Here is a 14263-nt window from a genome sequence, read left to right as displayed (position 1 = left end):
ACACGTGTCCAGTGAAAAACGTCAAATTACTATCGGAAAGAAGCAAAAACTCATCAAAAAACGTGATCAGCTACTTCGCAAACCGACATTTTCAGTGTCTTTAAGCAGGCTTTTGCAAAATTCGCACCAAAGAGAGGCTGCTAGTAGCATTGAAGGTTACTTTGAAAAGATTGCCGATAACCAAGTGATATAAAGCGCCTAGTTTCAGTAGATGTACCTTCTTCAGCGCTAAAAAAGTTTGATGTTTATAGCCAGAGCGTTCTTAAAAAGCGGAGATGACTTGCCGCCTTAGGACAGAAAGCTGCCGATATTAAATAGGCAATGATCACAATGCCATGTGATTAAAAAACTTAAGAACTCCCGGGACTCTCATGCCACGTTAATGACCAGGTAGCTAAATAAACCTGCACATGCCTAGACCTAAACTTTCGCCATCACGAGGTTCAAAACCGAACTTAAGATAAAAACTTTCCTTACCATGCGCAGCCAATAAGCCAATCGTTGCGCCAGGTGCGCAGCAAGACTCTAAATGTGCAATCAAGGTGTTCATTATTTTCGATCCCAAACCTTTATTCTGATGTTCTGGATGAATAATGACGTCTTGAATGTAAAAATACATTGCGCCATCGCCAATCACCCGACCAGAGCCTACAAGGTTGTTGTCGAGGTAAATTGTTGCCCAAAACAACGAGGCATCAATACTCTTTTGAACAACCGATAAACACGGGTTATTCCATCCAATCAATTTTCTTAAACTGGCAAAGTCTTCAGCTGACGGAGGACTTTCTTCAACGGTGTAATTCGTATGCATCATTCGTCATTCCGCCCGTCGTTCTCTCAAAAGCTAACTACCTAATTCGGTAATGTGAAGTAGTTCGCCCGACGGGCCCCATAAAATGCTTTAGAAATGTCGTAGTTTTTGCTTGGAATAAAAGTCTTAATATCTATGACGTCCATATCTTAAGATCCCTTAAGCTTCTCTGTTTTAATTTTTCCACTGGCTAAATGGCAATAACAGCAAGCATGTCTTCGCCATCTTCATCTAATCCCACCTCTTCGAAACCAAAACTTGAATAGAAGGTTTTAGCGACAGGATTCTTGGGGTTATAGCATATCTCAATAAATTTAAGCTCAGAAGTTTGCTTTATAAGCGCGATAGCTTGAGACAAAGCAACTCTGCCAATTCCTTTATTTTGATGGCTCTCATCAATCATAAAGCGCCAAATGGACACCTTAGTTGGCGTTTCCTGAACCCACATCAAGAATCCTACGGGCTGGTCGTTGCAATAAATGGCTTTACAGGTATGGTTATCATTATAAAAAGACTCAACCAGCGACCACATATTGCACGCAACAAACGCTTGTTGATCTTCCGCCACGTCCAAGTCACAAACCTGTTCATAGTTAGATTTGTTTATTTCTTCCAGTGAAATTTTCATCCTGTTTTCTTTTACGCTCGTTTTATTTCAATACGCATTATAAGCCGAACTTTATTCAATTAATCAACAAGCGATTATAGCCACGTCTAAAGGACGGGCCTAAGAACCAATGCCGAAAGGTACAACCCTAAGCCAAATACTGCATGGTTTAAAACGCTGTGTAGGCGAACAGCCTTAGGATTAGGCGTTTTCGACGCAGCAATTCCTGCGCCCATTCCAGGCTGCAATACGAAAAATGGTGCAACGACTGTGGCTATACCTAGTGCTAAAGCTGGCCCTGCCGATGGTTCTAGCAACCAAGCCTCTCCAAATGTAAGAAAAAGTAACACCGCATAGCCAATACCAATCACGTAATGCACTGTCCACCCAATGGATTTTTCACCACTCACAACATCGGCGTTTGCAATAGAATTATGCGAGAACCGCCCTTTTCTCATATGCCCTATCCAACGCCCTACCATGCCCCAATTAGTTGGAGCAATACCAAACAGTTGTTGCCTTAGCAGCGCCCATAAATCCATCACTAGGGTAGCCCCAATACCAATTAGCACGATTAAAACAATATTCTGCATATTCACACTCAACAGCTAGTTACATTTAATTAGAGATGATAGCCTACAACTTCAAGTTAACTTTAAGTCAAGCAATCCTTTGGAAAAATGTATGGAAATATCTCAGGTAGCCAAAAAGTCAGGAGTGTCAGCATCTACACTTCGGTTTTATGAAGAGAAAGGTCTTATCAGTTCTATTGGTAGGCAAGGTATACGTCGTGTGTTTAGCCCGAATGTACTAGAGCGTCTTGAGTTAATAGCATTAGGTCGCGCTGCAGGTTTTTCTTTAGAAGAGATTGCGGGCATTTTGGGGAACGAGGCAAAGCCTGAAATTGATCGTGAGCTACTACTGAGAAAAGCTAATGAATTAGACGGAACAATAAAGAAGCTCACAGCCATGCGTGATGGTCTGAAACATGCGGCAGCCTGCACAGCACCAAGCCACTTAGAATGCCTGAGATTTCGTCGTTTGATGAACCTTGCCGGTGCGGGGGCAATAAAAGGCTTAGCATCGAGTAAAAAGTAAAATGCCCGCATTGAGCGGGCATTTCATTGTCATCTAAATCAATTTAACCGTAGTCGAAACATAGCACTCATTGTTTCAAGCTATCGATAAAATCCTGTTGCAGTGACGTCTGCTTAGGAGGCAACAACACAATTTTACCCACGTGCTTTTTCTCAGAGAAATCTTTTTGCGCTGTTACGATATCTTCTAGCGAGTAGGTTTTAGCTAGCATAGGTTTTATTTCACCTCGCTCGATATATGAAACAAGATTTGGGAAAGCGGTTCATTCCACGCGGTACAACCGATGAAGGTAAGATCTTTTAAGTAAAAGTTACGCATATCAAGGGTGACTATTGGCCCCGCGATGGCGCCGGAAGAAGCGTAGCGACCACCGCGTTTCATAACCACGGACATTTGAGTGAATCCTTCACCTGCAACGTTATCGATAACTACATCTACCGACTTTTCTCCTAACACTTCAACTAGGTCGCTGTTGCGTTCGATAACGCGGTCTGCACCTATTTCCTTAAGCACGTCCATTTTATTTTTACCAACAACGGCGGTAACTGTCGCACCACGGCGTTTAGCTAACTGAACAACTGCAGAACCTACACCACCTGAAGCCCCTGTCACCAAAACATGCTCGCCTTTAGAAACACCAGCTCGATGGACCATATTTTCAGCAGTGCCATAAGCGCATGGTATGGTTCCGAGTTCGGCATCCGACCAATCACACTCGACAGCGAAGGCTTCACTCGCGGTTATTTTTACGTACTGGGCGAAAGCGCCATCGAAGTCTGACGCCATCCAAATATTCTCTAATGAGTCCCAAGAGTCTTTTCGGATGCAAGAACGTATCAAAATTCGCTCTCCGATACGTGTAGGGTCTACGCCTTCTCCAACGGCTACGATTCGACCACAACAGTCAGTCCCTTGAATAAACGGAAAAGGGGTTTGTTCATTCCATCCACCGTCTAACTCTTCTGCTGCGCTTGATTTCTCTTCATCGTTCTCGTCCAACGCGTCAGTGCCTTGCGTGACTTTAGAAGAATACCAACCTAATCGAGTATTAATTTCCGTATTATTAACTCCCGCTGCTAAAACCTGAACTAGCACCTCGCCAGCAAGCGGTTTTGGCATGGGAACATCGGTGTAATTTAACTGCTCATAACCACCGTTCGCCATGGTCACCACAGCCTTCATAGTCGTATCGTCAGGTTTTACATCGAATCTCTGCTTGTCGCCAAGCAAGTTAGTAATACTCATAATCTCTCTTACGTTTAGAATTAACGATAATTAATACGCCCAAAATAACGTATGCCTGACGCTCATGCAAAGCAGCTACGTTTTTCCGGTTAGTATTTAAACGGTTGCATAGTGTTTAAAGTTTACCGAAGTTAGGGCTTTCGCCAACGCGCCTTAATTCCACGGGTGTCAATATGAATAAATGGACCTCGGTGAGGTTTAGGTCCGTAAACTCCCAAACCACCAATTAAACCTTTATATTCACTGCGCTTATTCAGCTCTGCAATCATGTTGGCCATAACGTCAGCATCTTTAATATTTACTACACCATCGCTGTTCAAATCGTCCATTCGATAGTTACCGTCATTATCTACAAAAATGTCGGCAGCATCGCCATAAACATGTCGGCTAAATTTCACGTTACCGATTGACTTGTTGTACTGAGGTGTTCTATAGCCGCTCATGATCACCATGTTTGAAACATGAATATTGTTCATATTCATTTCTCTTCTAAGCATTTCGAGCTTTAAAAGTAGAGACGGACGAAGGTATACGAACTTCGGGTAGCCAGAGCGCTGTTTACTGGTGAACTCTTTTAACTTGAAATGGGGAGACAACAATAAGTCTTGGTTATTTTTAGTAACTTCAATAAAGCCTTCGGGTTCAACGTAAACGTCTTTATTTTTGACTTCGCTTTCATCTGGATAGGGCCCTATATGATAATATTTTAGGCGTCCGCCCTGGACTTTTTCGGCAGGAACCATAACAAATACATTTAACGACATATTGACCTGTCCGTCTTCACTTCTTATTTCTAGACGCTGCTCACCAGGGGTATTTTTCGCCTTCCAGTGCCATGTCATAGACTCGGATTTTTCAACCATCACGCCGTTTTCAAACAATTGGTAGGTTTTGTCCGGCTGCGGATAAATAATTTCTAGCTCTGTAATCTCTTCAGGCAACACGAATAAAGAAAAAACGTTATAAGGCATTACTATATTGTTGATCTTTAAACTAAACTCCGCGTCTTCTAAGTGAGCTTTATTCTCAACGACAACTGGCTCATGCGGCGCTCTTTGAGTGCTTCTTTGAGAAACTATCTTCTGAACCTTCTCGGCACTTTTTGCATCTGCGCCCTGTGCAAGAGCATTCGCAAAATGTGCGTTCAAAAGTAATGCGAATGCCACTACCGAAACAATTAGGTTGTTCACTATCATCTTCATTTGCCTTGTTACCACTATTATTCGTTTATATTCTTTTACAGAGACGCTACCTGAGTAAGCGCCTTAGCATCGCGTCTATCGCGCTGATAGATATCATTTCTGAAGTTCACCGTACCGTCTTGTTCAGCCCACGCAGTCCAATACACCAAATGAATAGGCAAAGGTTCTTCAAGGTGAAAAGTTTTTGACTGGCTTAATTCACGGGCTGTTATGACGTTGTCCATTAGACTCTCTACGCCCTGCTCTTCTGCAATTAACTTTGCTAGTGAAAAAGGGTCTTCCAATCTAATACAGCCGTGAGACGCTGCGCGGTTTGTTTCACTAAACCATTGTTGATAAGGCGTATCGTGCACGTACACAGCGTGTCGATTCGGGAATAGGTATTTAACCTTGCCTAACGGATTTTTTTCGTTGGGAAGCTTTACTAGAAAATGATCAAACTGATAAGGCTTTATGTTTCCCCAATCGATTGTATCGGGGTCAACCAACTCATCATCAACAAAGCTATTTTTAAGAATAACAATATTGTTTTCTTCTAAGTAGTTAGGGTTATCTGCTACTTTTGGGGCGATCTCTTTAGTCGTGATCGAAAGTGGTATACGCCATTCTGGGTTAACTACAAATTTTTCGATATGATCGCTAAAAGAAGGTGTAGCCCAACTTGGCTTGCCTACTACCACGTCTTTAGTGGCTTTTACTTTACCTTTACTAATATAGCGAAGGCGGAACTCTGGAATGTTGACTAACACATAAGCATCGCTGTCTTTTTCTTCGAACATCTCCAAGCGTGTTATATTCAGTGCTAATTGCTTGGCTTTCTCATCTGCCGACACATTTAGTGCAGCAAGCGTTTTTCTGCCCACTACACCATCAACTAGAAGGCCATGACTGCGTTGAAAATCTTTTACCGCATTTTCGACATCTGTATCGAAAACGCATGGCTCGGAGTGAGCCGCTGTAAATGCGTGAGTACAATTTGTATTAATCGAAGTGTATTCTCTACCTAAACGAGAGACTAATGCAGTTATAGCTTGAACTTCCTCTTCACTGTAGGTGGGTGTTTCATCGGCTGTAGCCTTTCTTAATGCGCCATGTTTAAGAAGCAAGTCTTTGTTTAAGGCTTCCCAGCCACCTTGCTGAGCTATAGAAGAATAAAAAGCATAGGCACTTTTCATTTGCTTTAACTGTGTCTGCAAAACAGAGTCATTATTAGTCTGTTCTAATGCTTTCGGCGAGGAAGTAGAAACGGTCGAGGCAACACCTACTAAAGGTAACCAGAAAGATGCAGCAGCAATAATGAGTTTTTTCGCTATGCTAGAATTTCGCTTTTTAGGCGCTAAAATGCGATTAGATGCGTTCACTTCTAAATGATTGCTATGGCGCGATTGAACAGTATGCTTAACGGCTCGATGTTCGGTTTCCATTTTTCCTTTCCTTGAAAATACACACATAGACAAGGTCGCAAAACAAGTGCCAGGGAATAACAAAAAACACAACCTACTGAAAAATATAATTTATTTGTATAAACAGGAAGTGAAAGGCTTTAGATAACAGAATTATTATGTGTAGGTAATTCAGCTTTTCAGTAAGATTTTTACGGGAAAAGGTTAGAAAATCGCCGTAAATTTTACAAACTAGATAGGTTTAGAAATATAAATAGAGCCGCAATAGCGCTAAACGCTTCAGTGGAACACTCGATGTTTGGCGAAGACATATCTGGTAGTAGCCAAGAAAAATTAGCAGGTAAGCAACTAAAAAGCTAAACACTTAACTAAACTATTTAACTAGTTGAACTAGCATCGTTTTTACAACAGTAAAAGTATTGTTGAACAAATATAACAATACGTCTAGGATGGTGATGGTGTTTACAAATCAAGCAGAATAAGGATATCAACAATGCTCAAATACTGTCTTTTCTTACTTTCGGTTATTGCAATTTCACAGGCTAACGCTGCATCAATTTCTTATTTCCCTTGTGCAGAACGGGAATGTGTTCAACGCTTCAAAGATATTAAAGTAAGCGCTCGCAAGCACATAAACGCAAATATTATATTGGGGGATATGTACCTTAATGGTTATGGAACCGATAAAAATAAAAGCAAAGCATTAAAAGCTTTTAAAAAAGCGGGGAGCTGGGGTTCTACTGAGGGAAATTATAAAGCAGGACTATTAATTATCTCTGACGATAACCTTGCTGATAAAGAGACAGGCTTACGCTTTCTTAGAGATTCAGCCAAGAGTGGTCACAAAAACGCGGTTTATTTTATGGCTGAGATTTTGTCGAACCCAAGCTATAGCGTACAAAATTTAGAGCAAGCTGACTTTTGGTTGGCTAAAGCGGCTGAGCAGCGCCATGAGCTGGTGCCTAACACAGTAGCTAGATTGAAGTCGGAGCAAAGGCTTAATGAACAAAACTTCCCACAAACGCTATCAACACTAGAAGCACTATCCGCGAAGAATTCTGATGAACAAGCCCCACTTGCCCACAAAGCAGGAGCATTAGCGCCAAACGGGGACGAGATTGAAGTCGTTACCGTTAAAACACCAAAACTTGGCGAGCTCATTGATACTGGTATTGAATACTATCAGAGCGCACCAATCTCCATCACAAAAAACACCACAGGTACAAGAATCAAGGGCCGTAGTTGTCAAGATAAAGCAAATGCATGCTCTGACATACCCACTGACCAATTCATACGCTATTACTGGCAATTTCTTATGAGTGATTTCTAAAAGAAGTTAACGTCTATATTTTATAAGACGCGCGGTTTATCACTTCATCGGGCGTTTTGTAAAAAACGGCGAGATTTAGCTGTATGTATTTACCTAAAAAAGATCTTATTCTTGCATTTGCGCCTAAATCAACTTCTCGTGAGGATTAAGAAAAAACATTTTTTCCAACCTTGAGTTTCAGACGTTGCTTTCCATGGCAAAGGAATAAGAGAAACAATCGAGTAGTGAAGGTGTGGCTGCTTACCTTTGGCATTGCCAGTATCGCCAAGGGTTCCCACTTTATCTTTTTGCGATAACCAAGTCCCCTTCTCAACTGTAACTTCTTGCATGTGAGCGTAATAATGCACACGCCACTTGGGGCCAAGAACCGCGACAACGTTCCCTCCTTTTCCCAATTCGCCTGTGTAGATAACGTAGCCAGAGGTAGTGGATTGAACAGGCGTACCTTTTGCACAAAGATGTCTACACCTTTGTGCACACCAGAGCTGCCCCATGGCTCATACCAAAACGTGTTGTGATTCCAGTCGTTAGAGGATGCCCCCTCTACTGGAATTACAAGTTTTTCTGGAATTACTAGCCCCGCGCAAATGAATACCAGAAAAATTAGTAAAATTGATATGATCGTTTTTTTCACAAAAGTTCCTTTTTATAGGTCGCACCTTTCGAAGGTTGTTTTCTCAGACTCAGATAAACACTTTATTCGGGGAATTACCTTCTAGCTATCTCAAGGTGGTAAAAATATGGCTATCGTAAAACTGTCCATCTTTGAAAATGGCGCGTTGCAATATCGCTTCCAGCTTGAACCCTGCATTTAGCAGCAACTTTTGCGAAGCAAAATTGGATGAAAATACGCAGGCGAAAATGCGTTCTATATTTGTGTCTGAAAAAGTAAGGGCAATAATTTGGCGCAGTGCATCGCGCATAATGCCTTTTCGCCAGTGTGATGAACAAAGCCAGTAACCAACCTCTCCAGACCTTTCATATTCAAAATGACCGCGGTTAACACCAATACACCCTACTAACTCGCCCTCATACTCAACAGCTCTTATAAAGCCTTGGGTACTACCCTCTTGAACCCACCACATAGCATCTTCTTTTGTATAAGGGTTAGGAATTTTTGTCGAAAGATATTGAGTAACCGACGGTTGATTTAAAATATCTACCAGTCTACCCACATCGCTCATTTTAAAATCTCTCAGTTCTACCTTGCTCAAAAATTTATTCCCTTAATCGACTGTAGTGTGTAGCGCTTAGCTCATAAGACTAACTTACCAGCTGACTCCGTCTTCAGAAAGCCTTATTCACCATTGACAGGTAAACAGAAAACTTCACAATAGTTCTACTTTTTATCCACTCGCAATCATGATGCTGTATCTTTCAGAATTTCAAACAAAGCTTTCTAATCAATATATTACCCCTGCGTTTTCGTTAACGCTACATAATGAAAAACCACCCTCGCATTACCTTATTGCAGGTAGGAATAGTAGCGGGAAGTCGCTCTTAATTTCATCACTAGCGGGTAACGGTAAAGTAGAAAGCGGTGTTCGCGAGAGTAGTTCTTTTGTTGCGGAAGTATCAGTATTTAAGCAACAGGCGTTAATTGAAGAAGAAAAGCAAAAAGACAGTGCGGATATTTTAGATGTAATCGCTGAGCCAACAAAGGTTCGCGAGTTATTCTTACGCACCAATGAGGATTATCAAAATCACCCTTATTACAGCGAACTTACTTCTGCGCTTAGAGTTGAGCATTTGCTGGATAGTGCGTTTCTTTCGCTGTCTACGGGAGAAACCCGCAAGGTAATTATCATGCTGGCGTGGTTGAGCGACGCTGCAATTATTTTGCTTGATGAACCTTTCGAAGGCTTAGATGTTGAAGCGATTAATGCATTTAGTCGCTTTCTTGTTTCTCAACAACAAGCAGCACTGGCGTTGACCGCCAACAAGCTTGCAGACATTCCTGAGGGCCTTCATGCACAACTCATTGTTATGGATGATCTAGCTATTACGTGGAAATCTGACGGCACACTTAACTATGATGACTTGCGCTCAGAGTTGAGTACTTGGTTTGCGCTGGAGTCTGATGATATCGATGTACCCGCAGCGCTCAGCGCTAACGACCAAAATTACAATAAGCAGAACAGTGAACTTGATTCACTACCCCATACCTTGATCCAGCTAAATGACGGCTTTGTGCGTTTCGATGAACTTACTGTATTTGAAAAGCTTAACTTTACGCTTAATAAAAATGAGCATTGGCAGATAACTGGCCCGAACGGGTCAGGTAAAACTTGTTTGCTTCAAATGTTTACTGGTGATAATTCCCATTGTTATACCAACGACTTAACAATGTTTGGAATAAAACGAGGGACTGGCGAGAGCATATGGGATATTAAGAAGCACATTGGAATTATGTCGAATGCGCTGCACATACAATACAAAGTAAACGCAAGTGTTGAACATGTAATCATTTCTGGCTTTCACGACAGCATTGGTCTATACAGCCGCCCAACGTTGGCTGAGCGAAACGTAGCAGAACAATGGCTTGCTGTACTGGGCTTACAACAGAAGAAGAATACACCGTTTCAGTCACTATCGTTTGGCGATCAGCGATTAGTGCTTATAGCGAGGTCTATGGTAAAACACCCTGCACTGCTTATATTAGATGAACCCTGTAACGGTTTAGACGACTTCAACCGCCAAAAAGCACTTAAGCTTATTGATATATTGGCAAAGGCTGGCACCAGCACGCTGCTGTATGTTAATCACAACCCAGAGGAATGCATTCCCAGCATTCGCAACACCCTGAATATGAAAGACTACAATGTAGCAAACTAAAATCTGAGAAGAAAAAGGCGCTATCACAAGGGAAAACTCATGAAAAAGAGTGATAGCGCCAAAGAAATGGTAGAAAGGCATTATAAGCGCCTAAAATCTGCATCTGGCTCATATTTAATGCAGTGCTCTTTTTGAAACTACATTGGGTCTAGAGTAAGCAGCACACGTTGAGTATTTGGTTGCACTTTGCAAGACCGATGTACGGCGGCAAACTCTTCATGACCTTGCCAAGACTTTCCTTTGAGTAACCCCACATCAAAAGCACTCATTTGTTTAATGCTGCTTTCTTGGTAGCGCTGCCCTAGCCTATTCTTCGTAAGCCCTTGCGTATTCGCGTCGTTAAGGCCAATCATCGGGCTAGTTACCACACTTTCTTTAGGTAACCACTCAGTACCTTCGCCTAAATAAGTATTTACCAATCGAACAGGAATATTGTCTACGTGAAAGCTGGGGCACATTGCCGAAGATAAGGGCACGAGTCTTACCCCTACACTGTCACAATCAAATAGTGTGGTAAGCATGTCAGAAAGCAGATAAATATCATCAATGGCGGCTTGTTTTCCAATGCTGGTTTCTTCGCCTGGTAGAAGCGTGGCAATTTCCTTCCTTAGAGAAGCAACAGAAAACACACCACGAATACCCATTCCTAATGATTTAAAAACCTCGTCATAATATTGGGAGATGAGCGGCGCCTCGGGTCTGTTCCATACCGTAACGCTAACCCCTTCTTCAAAAATATCGCCCAGAACCATAGCGTCGGCGCTTGAACGCCAAGAGATGCTATGTTCGAAGACAGTATTGTGGTCTTGTAACGCCTGCATACTAGTGCTCCCACGCAGGAAATGGGTCAGGCATTTCAGCCCAAACATGATGACCTTGAATAAGCTGTTCGTCTGTTAACAAGCAACTGTCTAAGCGCCTGATTATGTCCTCTTTATTAAGCCCTTGCCCAATAAATACTAGCTCTTGACGCATATCACCGAAAGGCTCCATCCATTGCTCTTCAATCGCTTTAAGATAGTCAGGGTCTTCAGGCCACTGCTCTTTGGGTACGGCTTTCCAAAACAATCCAGCGGCTCCGTATCTCGCCATGCCGCCAGCCTGGCTCCAACTGCCTGCAAGCTGTGGGCGTGTTGCTAACCAGAAAAATCCTTTTGAACGAATTAATTTGCCAGCTATTTCTTTACTATGAAGAAAATCATAAAACTTCTGCGGGTCAAACGGACGTCTTGCTTCGTACGAAAAGCTGCTGATACCAAACTCTTCGGTTTCTGGCACGTGTTCGCCACGCATTTCTTTCAACCAACCCGGCGATTGCTGAGCGCGCTCAAAGCTAAAACGACCTGTGTTTAACACTTTATCTAACGGTACTTTCCCATGCTCAATAGGAACTTGAATAGCCTCGGTATTTAAAGTTTGAAGGATACTTTTAAGGCGGGCCAAATCTTCTTCAGAAACCAAATCAGTTTTGCTTATTAGCAAAATGTCAGCAAATTCCACCTGCTCGACCAATAAATCAGCAACGCTTCGCTCATCTTCTTCGCCCAAGCTTTCGCCTACTTCGTTAAGAAACTTAGCTTCGTCATAATCTTTTAAAAAGTTTAATGCATCAACCACCGTGACCATAGTATCGAGGCGAGATATTTCCGATAAGCTTTTACCGTCTTCATCGGCAAAAGTAAAAGTCTCGGCCACTGGTAGCGGCTCCGATATGCCCGTAGACTCAATGACTAAGTAATCGTACTTACCCTCTTGCGCTAAACGCTCTATCTCTTCAAGTAAATCTTCTCGCAACGTACAACAAATACAACCGTTGCTCATTTCAACCAGCTTTTCTTCAGCTCGATTAAAACTAACCTCATTTTTGACAGTAGCGGCATCAATGTTGATTTCACTCATATCGTTGACTATAACCGCCACTTTCAATCCATCACGATTATTTAGAATATGGTTTAGAACCGTGGTCTTACCGGCGCCTAGAAAGCCCGATAGTACGGTAACGGGAAGCTGAGTTTGAATAGACATAACGACTCACTAAGTTTCATTTTAAATCTCGAACTTAATAAATGTTATAACATAACATTTAAAATGAAAATAACGATATGATTAATTTATTGCAAAACGCTTGCGGTATTCTACCGGACTAAGCCCATACTCTTTACGGAATATCTTCCTAAATGCATTGACGTTTTGATAGCCCACGTTGAATGCAATATCAGCAATGCTGCGCGTTGATACTTCAATTTGCTGACAAGCATGATGAAGTCTCAGCTTCTGCAGATAGTCGATGACTGACATACCTAACGCTTGCGCAAATCTTCGCTGTAAGGTTCGCTGACTAACGAAAGTGTGGCTAGCTAGATCGCTAAGAGAAATTGGCTGACTGTAATGGTTTTCCAAGTAATTTTGCGCTTTAACAACGAGAGCATCGCCATGATCTTTTTTAGGTGAAAACTGGTGATAAAAGCCTTGCTCCCTGTAACCTGTATCCACCACCATCTCTTTAGAAAGATTCAATGCAATGGTCGGTGAACTTAAGGTCGATATGATTTCAAACACAAGATCAATCCACGCCATTCTCCCGCCAGCTGTTATTACGCCCTCCCCGTTTACCACGATAGCTTTAGCATCTAGTTTTGCTGTGGGAAAGGCTGCCATGAAGTGATCGGCAATTCGCCAGTGTGTAGTACACACTTTGTTATCTAAAAAGCCCCCTTTGCCAAGAATAAATGCACCTACGCAAGCAGAGGCGAGCAATGCACCTTGGGACTGCATGACTTTCATATAGTTGATAAGTGATGTGAAGTCATGCTCAAAAAATGTTTCACTCATGCTTGGCGGCAAGATGACGACATCAACCAGCGCATTTGAATTTAACTGTTCCGCTTTGCAAATACTCGCGCTAAACGCCACGTCAGCGTTGACTTGCTCACACATCGTATTCGCTAACTCTAACATTTCAACTATGCCGTAAAGCGCAGATTGGCTTGCGGTTGGATAGTTTATTACTGCTATTTTTATTTCTTTCATCGTTTCATTGTCGCTTTGTGAACGCTGTCGCATTTGGCGTGCTTTTTGTCATTATCGTCACTCTCTATTACACGTGAAAATCTGCAAAATAGTCAATATCGAGTAAGCACAACTTAAACCGTGCTAGAGATTGTTTCTTGGAAAAAGGGGTAAGACCGTGGTTAAACAAGCACTTATTGTTATTGATATTCAAAACGACTACTTTCCTGAAGGGAAGTATCCTTTACACAAACCAGAGCTTGCGATGCAAGAAACACTTAAAGCGATGGCTATTGCAAAGGAAAAGAGCATTCCGATTATTCACATACAGCACCTTGTGCCTGTTGAGGCCGGAGAAGGGTTGTTTTTCTATGAAGGATCTCATGGCGCTGAAATTCATAAAGAGGTGATAGCCGCAGCCCCGGATGCGCCCATCATCACAAAGCAACACGCCGATTGTTTTGAGAACACCAATTTAGAAGAAACCTTACAGTCATTGGGCGTGGATGAAATTCTTCTGGCAGGCATGATGACGCACAACTGCGTAACTCACACAGCATTATCACCAGCTGCCGCCAAATATTCCCCCAAAGTCATTGAACCTTGCACCTGCACGCGTGACGCCATTGGTCATCTGTTGGCGCTGGATTCTATGCAAGTGCGTGGTATTGACATTGTATCGATAGAAACCGCATTCGCGTAGCTCCGACTTGTTTCGCTCAT

15 protein-coding genes and 1 pseudogene are annotated in these 14263 nt (G+C 42.3%); 4 read left to right on the top strand and 12 right to left on the bottom strand.

Annotated elements, in window-relative coordinates; genetic code table 11:
- Positions 1 to 394 precede the first annotated feature (394 nt).
- The 3 genes from ACXACS_RS09385 to ACXACS_RS09375 form a co-directional block, all read right to left on the bottom strand.
- Positions 395 to 814 carry a GNAT family N-acetyltransferase gene (locus ACXACS_RS09385; RefSeq protein ID WP_474806022.1) on the bottom strand — a complete coding sequence of 140 codons (420 nt, stop codon included), beginning with the start codon at positions 812 to 814 and terminating at the stop codon, positions 395 to 397.
- 187 nt (positions 815 to 1001) lie between these two features.
- Positions 1002 to 1439 carry a GNAT family N-acetyltransferase gene (locus ACXACS_RS09380; RefSeq protein WP_474806020.1) on the bottom strand — a complete coding sequence of 146 codons (438 nt, stop codon included), beginning with the start codon at positions 1437 to 1439 and terminating at the stop codon, positions 1002 to 1004.
- An 86-nt stretch (positions 1440 to 1525) separates the two neighbouring features.
- Complete coding sequence (locus tag ACXACS_RS09375; protein WP_474806018.1) at positions 1526 to 2011, bottom strand: DUF2938 domain-containing protein; 486 nt, start codon at positions 2009 to 2011, stop codon at positions 1526 to 1528.
- Positions 2012 to 2102: 91 nt separating this feature from the next.
- Here ACXACS_RS09375 and ACXACS_RS09370 point away from each other — a divergent pair, with 91 nt between their 5' ends.
- Positions 2103 to 2516, top strand: coding sequence for a helix-turn-helix domain-containing protein (locus ACXACS_RS09370; protein WP_474806017.1), 414 nt, complete (start codon positions 2103 to 2105; stop codon positions 2514 to 2516).
- Between the two features lie 67 nt (positions 2517 to 2583).
- Here ACXACS_RS09370 and ACXACS_RS09365 read toward each other — a convergent pair whose 3' ends face one another.
- The 4 genes from ACXACS_RS09365 to ACXACS_RS09350 all read right to left on the bottom strand — a co-directional run bounded on the left by ACXACS_RS09365 (position 2584) and on the right by ACXACS_RS09350 (position 6387).
- Positions 2584 to 2727, bottom strand: a complete 144-nt coding sequence (locus ACXACS_RS09365; protein WP_474806015.1) for a hypothetical protein — start codon at positions 2725 to 2727, stop codon at positions 2584 to 2586.
- Between the two features lie 5 nt (positions 2728 to 2732).
- Positions 2733 to 3761, bottom strand: a complete 1029-nt coding sequence (locus ACXACS_RS09360) for a zinc-binding dehydrogenase (RefSeq protein ID WP_474806014.1) — start codon at positions 3759 to 3761, stop codon at positions 2733 to 2735.
- A 131-nt stretch (positions 3762 to 3892) separates the two neighbouring features.
- Positions 3893 to 4957, bottom strand: coding sequence for a YcbK family protein (locus tag ACXACS_RS09355; RefSeq protein ID WP_474806012.1), 1065 nt, complete (start codon positions 4955 to 4957; stop codon positions 3893 to 3895).
- 41 nt (positions 4958 to 4998) lie between these two features.
- On the bottom strand, positions 4999 to 6387 hold the full coding sequence (locus ACXACS_RS09350; protein ID WP_474806010.1) for a L,D-transpeptidase family protein: 1389 nt from the start codon (positions 6385 to 6387) through the stop codon (positions 4999 to 5001).
- A gap of 472 nt (positions 6388 to 6859) precedes the next feature.
- Here ACXACS_RS09350 and ACXACS_RS09345 point away from each other — a divergent pair, with 472 nt between their 5' ends.
- Positions 6860 to 7696: a tetratricopeptide repeat protein gene (locus tag ACXACS_RS09345; protein ID WP_474806008.1), complete on the top strand. Its 837-nt coding sequence runs from the start codon at positions 6860 to 6862 to the stop codon at positions 7694 to 7696.
- A gap of 128 nt (positions 7697 to 7824) precedes the next feature.
- Here ACXACS_RS09345 and ACXACS_RS09340 read toward each other — a convergent pair.
- Positions 7825 to 8330: pseudogene (locus ACXACS_RS09340) on the bottom strand (M23 family metallopeptidase).
- 85 nt (positions 8331 to 8415) lie between these two features.
- Positions 8416 to 8910 carry a GNAT family N-acetyltransferase gene (locus ACXACS_RS09335; protein ID WP_474806007.1) on the bottom strand — a complete coding sequence of 165 codons (495 nt, stop codon included), beginning with the start codon at positions 8908 to 8910 and terminating at the stop codon, positions 8416 to 8418.
- Positions 8911 to 9058: 148 nt separating this feature from the next.
- Between ACXACS_RS09335 and ACXACS_RS09330 the strand changes: the two genes are divergently transcribed.
- Positions 9059 to 10531 (top strand): ATP-binding cassette domain-containing protein, encoded by a 1473-nt coding sequence (locus tag ACXACS_RS09330; protein ID WP_474806005.1) that lies wholly within the window; start codon positions 9059 to 9061, stop codon positions 10529 to 10531.
- Between the two features lie 137 nt (positions 10532 to 10668).
- Here the strand turns inward: ACXACS_RS09330 and ACXACS_RS09325 are convergent, their stop codons facing one another.
- From ACXACS_RS09325 to ACXACS_RS09315, 3 genes are all read right to left on the bottom strand, one after another.
- The gene (locus ACXACS_RS09325; RefSeq protein WP_474806003.1) at positions 10669 to 11352 is read right to left on the bottom strand and encodes a DUF1826 domain-containing protein; all 684 of its coding nucleotides are present in this window, start codon (positions 11350 to 11352) and stop codon (positions 10669 to 10671) included.
- A gap of 1 nt (position 11353) precedes the next feature.
- Complete coding sequence (gene zigA, locus ACXACS_RS09320; protein ID WP_474806001.1) at positions 11354 to 12556, bottom strand: zinc metallochaperone GTPase ZigA; 1203 nt, start codon at positions 12554 to 12556, stop codon at positions 11354 to 11356.
- Positions 12557 to 12637: 81 nt separating this feature from the next.
- Positions 12638 to 13594, bottom strand: a complete 957-nt coding sequence (locus ACXACS_RS09315) for a GlxA family transcriptional regulator (protein WP_474805999.1) — start codon at positions 13592 to 13594, stop codon at positions 12638 to 12640.
- 124 nt (positions 13595 to 13718) lie between these two features.
- Here ACXACS_RS09315 and ACXACS_RS09310 point away from each other — a divergent pair, with 124 nt between their 5' ends.
- The gene (locus ACXACS_RS09310; protein ID WP_061486098.1) at positions 13719 to 14243 is read left to right on the top strand and encodes a cysteine hydrolase family protein; all 525 of its coding nucleotides are present in this window, start codon (positions 13719 to 13721) and stop codon (positions 14241 to 14243) included.
- The last annotated feature ends 20 nt before the right edge of the window (positions 14244 to 14263 follow it).

Source organism: Alteromonas sp. AWM4_230 (genome assembly GCF_056158305.1).
Note: the sequence above shows the minus strand (reverse complement) of the source record. Positions and strands in the feature narration are given on the sequence as shown.

What these genes read in the sequence shown, in the direction of transcription:
- ACXACS_RS09385 (WP_474806022.1), bottom strand. Translation starts at nt 814, where the DNA reads ATGATGCATACGAATTACACCGTTGAAGAAAGTCCTCCGTCAGCTGAA.
- ACXACS_RS09380 (WP_474806020.1), bottom strand. Translation starts at nt 1,439, where the DNA reads ATGAAAATTTCACTGGAAGAAATAAACAAATCTAACTATGAACAGGTT.
- ACXACS_RS09375 (WP_474806018.1), bottom strand. Translation starts at nt 2,011, where the DNA reads ATGCAGAATATTGTTTTAATCGTGCTAATTGGTATTGGGGCTACCCTA.
- ACXACS_RS09370 (WP_474806017.1), top strand. Translation starts at nt 2,103, where the DNA reads ATGGAAATATCTCAGGTAGCCAAAAAGTCAGGAGTGTCAGCATCTACA.
- ACXACS_RS09365 (WP_474806015.1), bottom strand. Translation starts at nt 2,727, where the DNA reads ATGCTAGCTAAAACCTACTCGCTAGAAGATATCGTAACAGCGCAAAAA.
- ACXACS_RS09360 (WP_474806014.1), bottom strand. Translation starts at nt 3,761, where the DNA reads ATGAGTATTACTAACTTGCTTGGCGACAAGCAGAGATTCGATGTAAAA.
- ACXACS_RS09355 (WP_474806012.1), bottom strand. Translation starts at nt 4,957, where the DNA reads ATGATAGTGAACAACCTAATTGTTTCGGTAGTGGCATTCGCATTACTT.
- ACXACS_RS09350 (WP_474806010.1), bottom strand. Translation starts at nt 6,387, where the DNA reads ATGGAAACCGAACATCGAGCCGTTAAGCATACTGTTCAATCGCGCCAT.
- ACXACS_RS09345 (WP_474806008.1), top strand. Translation starts at nt 6,860, where the DNA reads ATGCTCAAATACTGTCTTTTCTTACTTTCGGTTATTGCAATTTCACAG.
- ACXACS_RS09330 (WP_474806005.1), top strand. Translation starts at nt 9,059, where the DNA reads ATGATGCTGTATCTTTCAGAATTTCAAACAAAGCTTTCTAATCAATAT.
- ACXACS_RS09325 (WP_474806003.1), bottom strand. Translation starts at nt 11,352, where the DNA reads ATGCAGGCGTTACAAGACCACAATACTGTCTTCGAACATAGCATCTCT.
- zigA (WP_474806001.1), bottom strand. Translation starts at nt 12,556, where the DNA reads ATGTCTATTCAAACTCAGCTTCCCGTTACCGTACTATCGGGCTTTCTA.
- ACXACS_RS09315 (WP_474805999.1), bottom strand. Translation starts at nt 13,594, where the DNA reads ATGCGACAGCGTTCACAAAGCGACAATGAAACGATGAAAGAAATAAAA.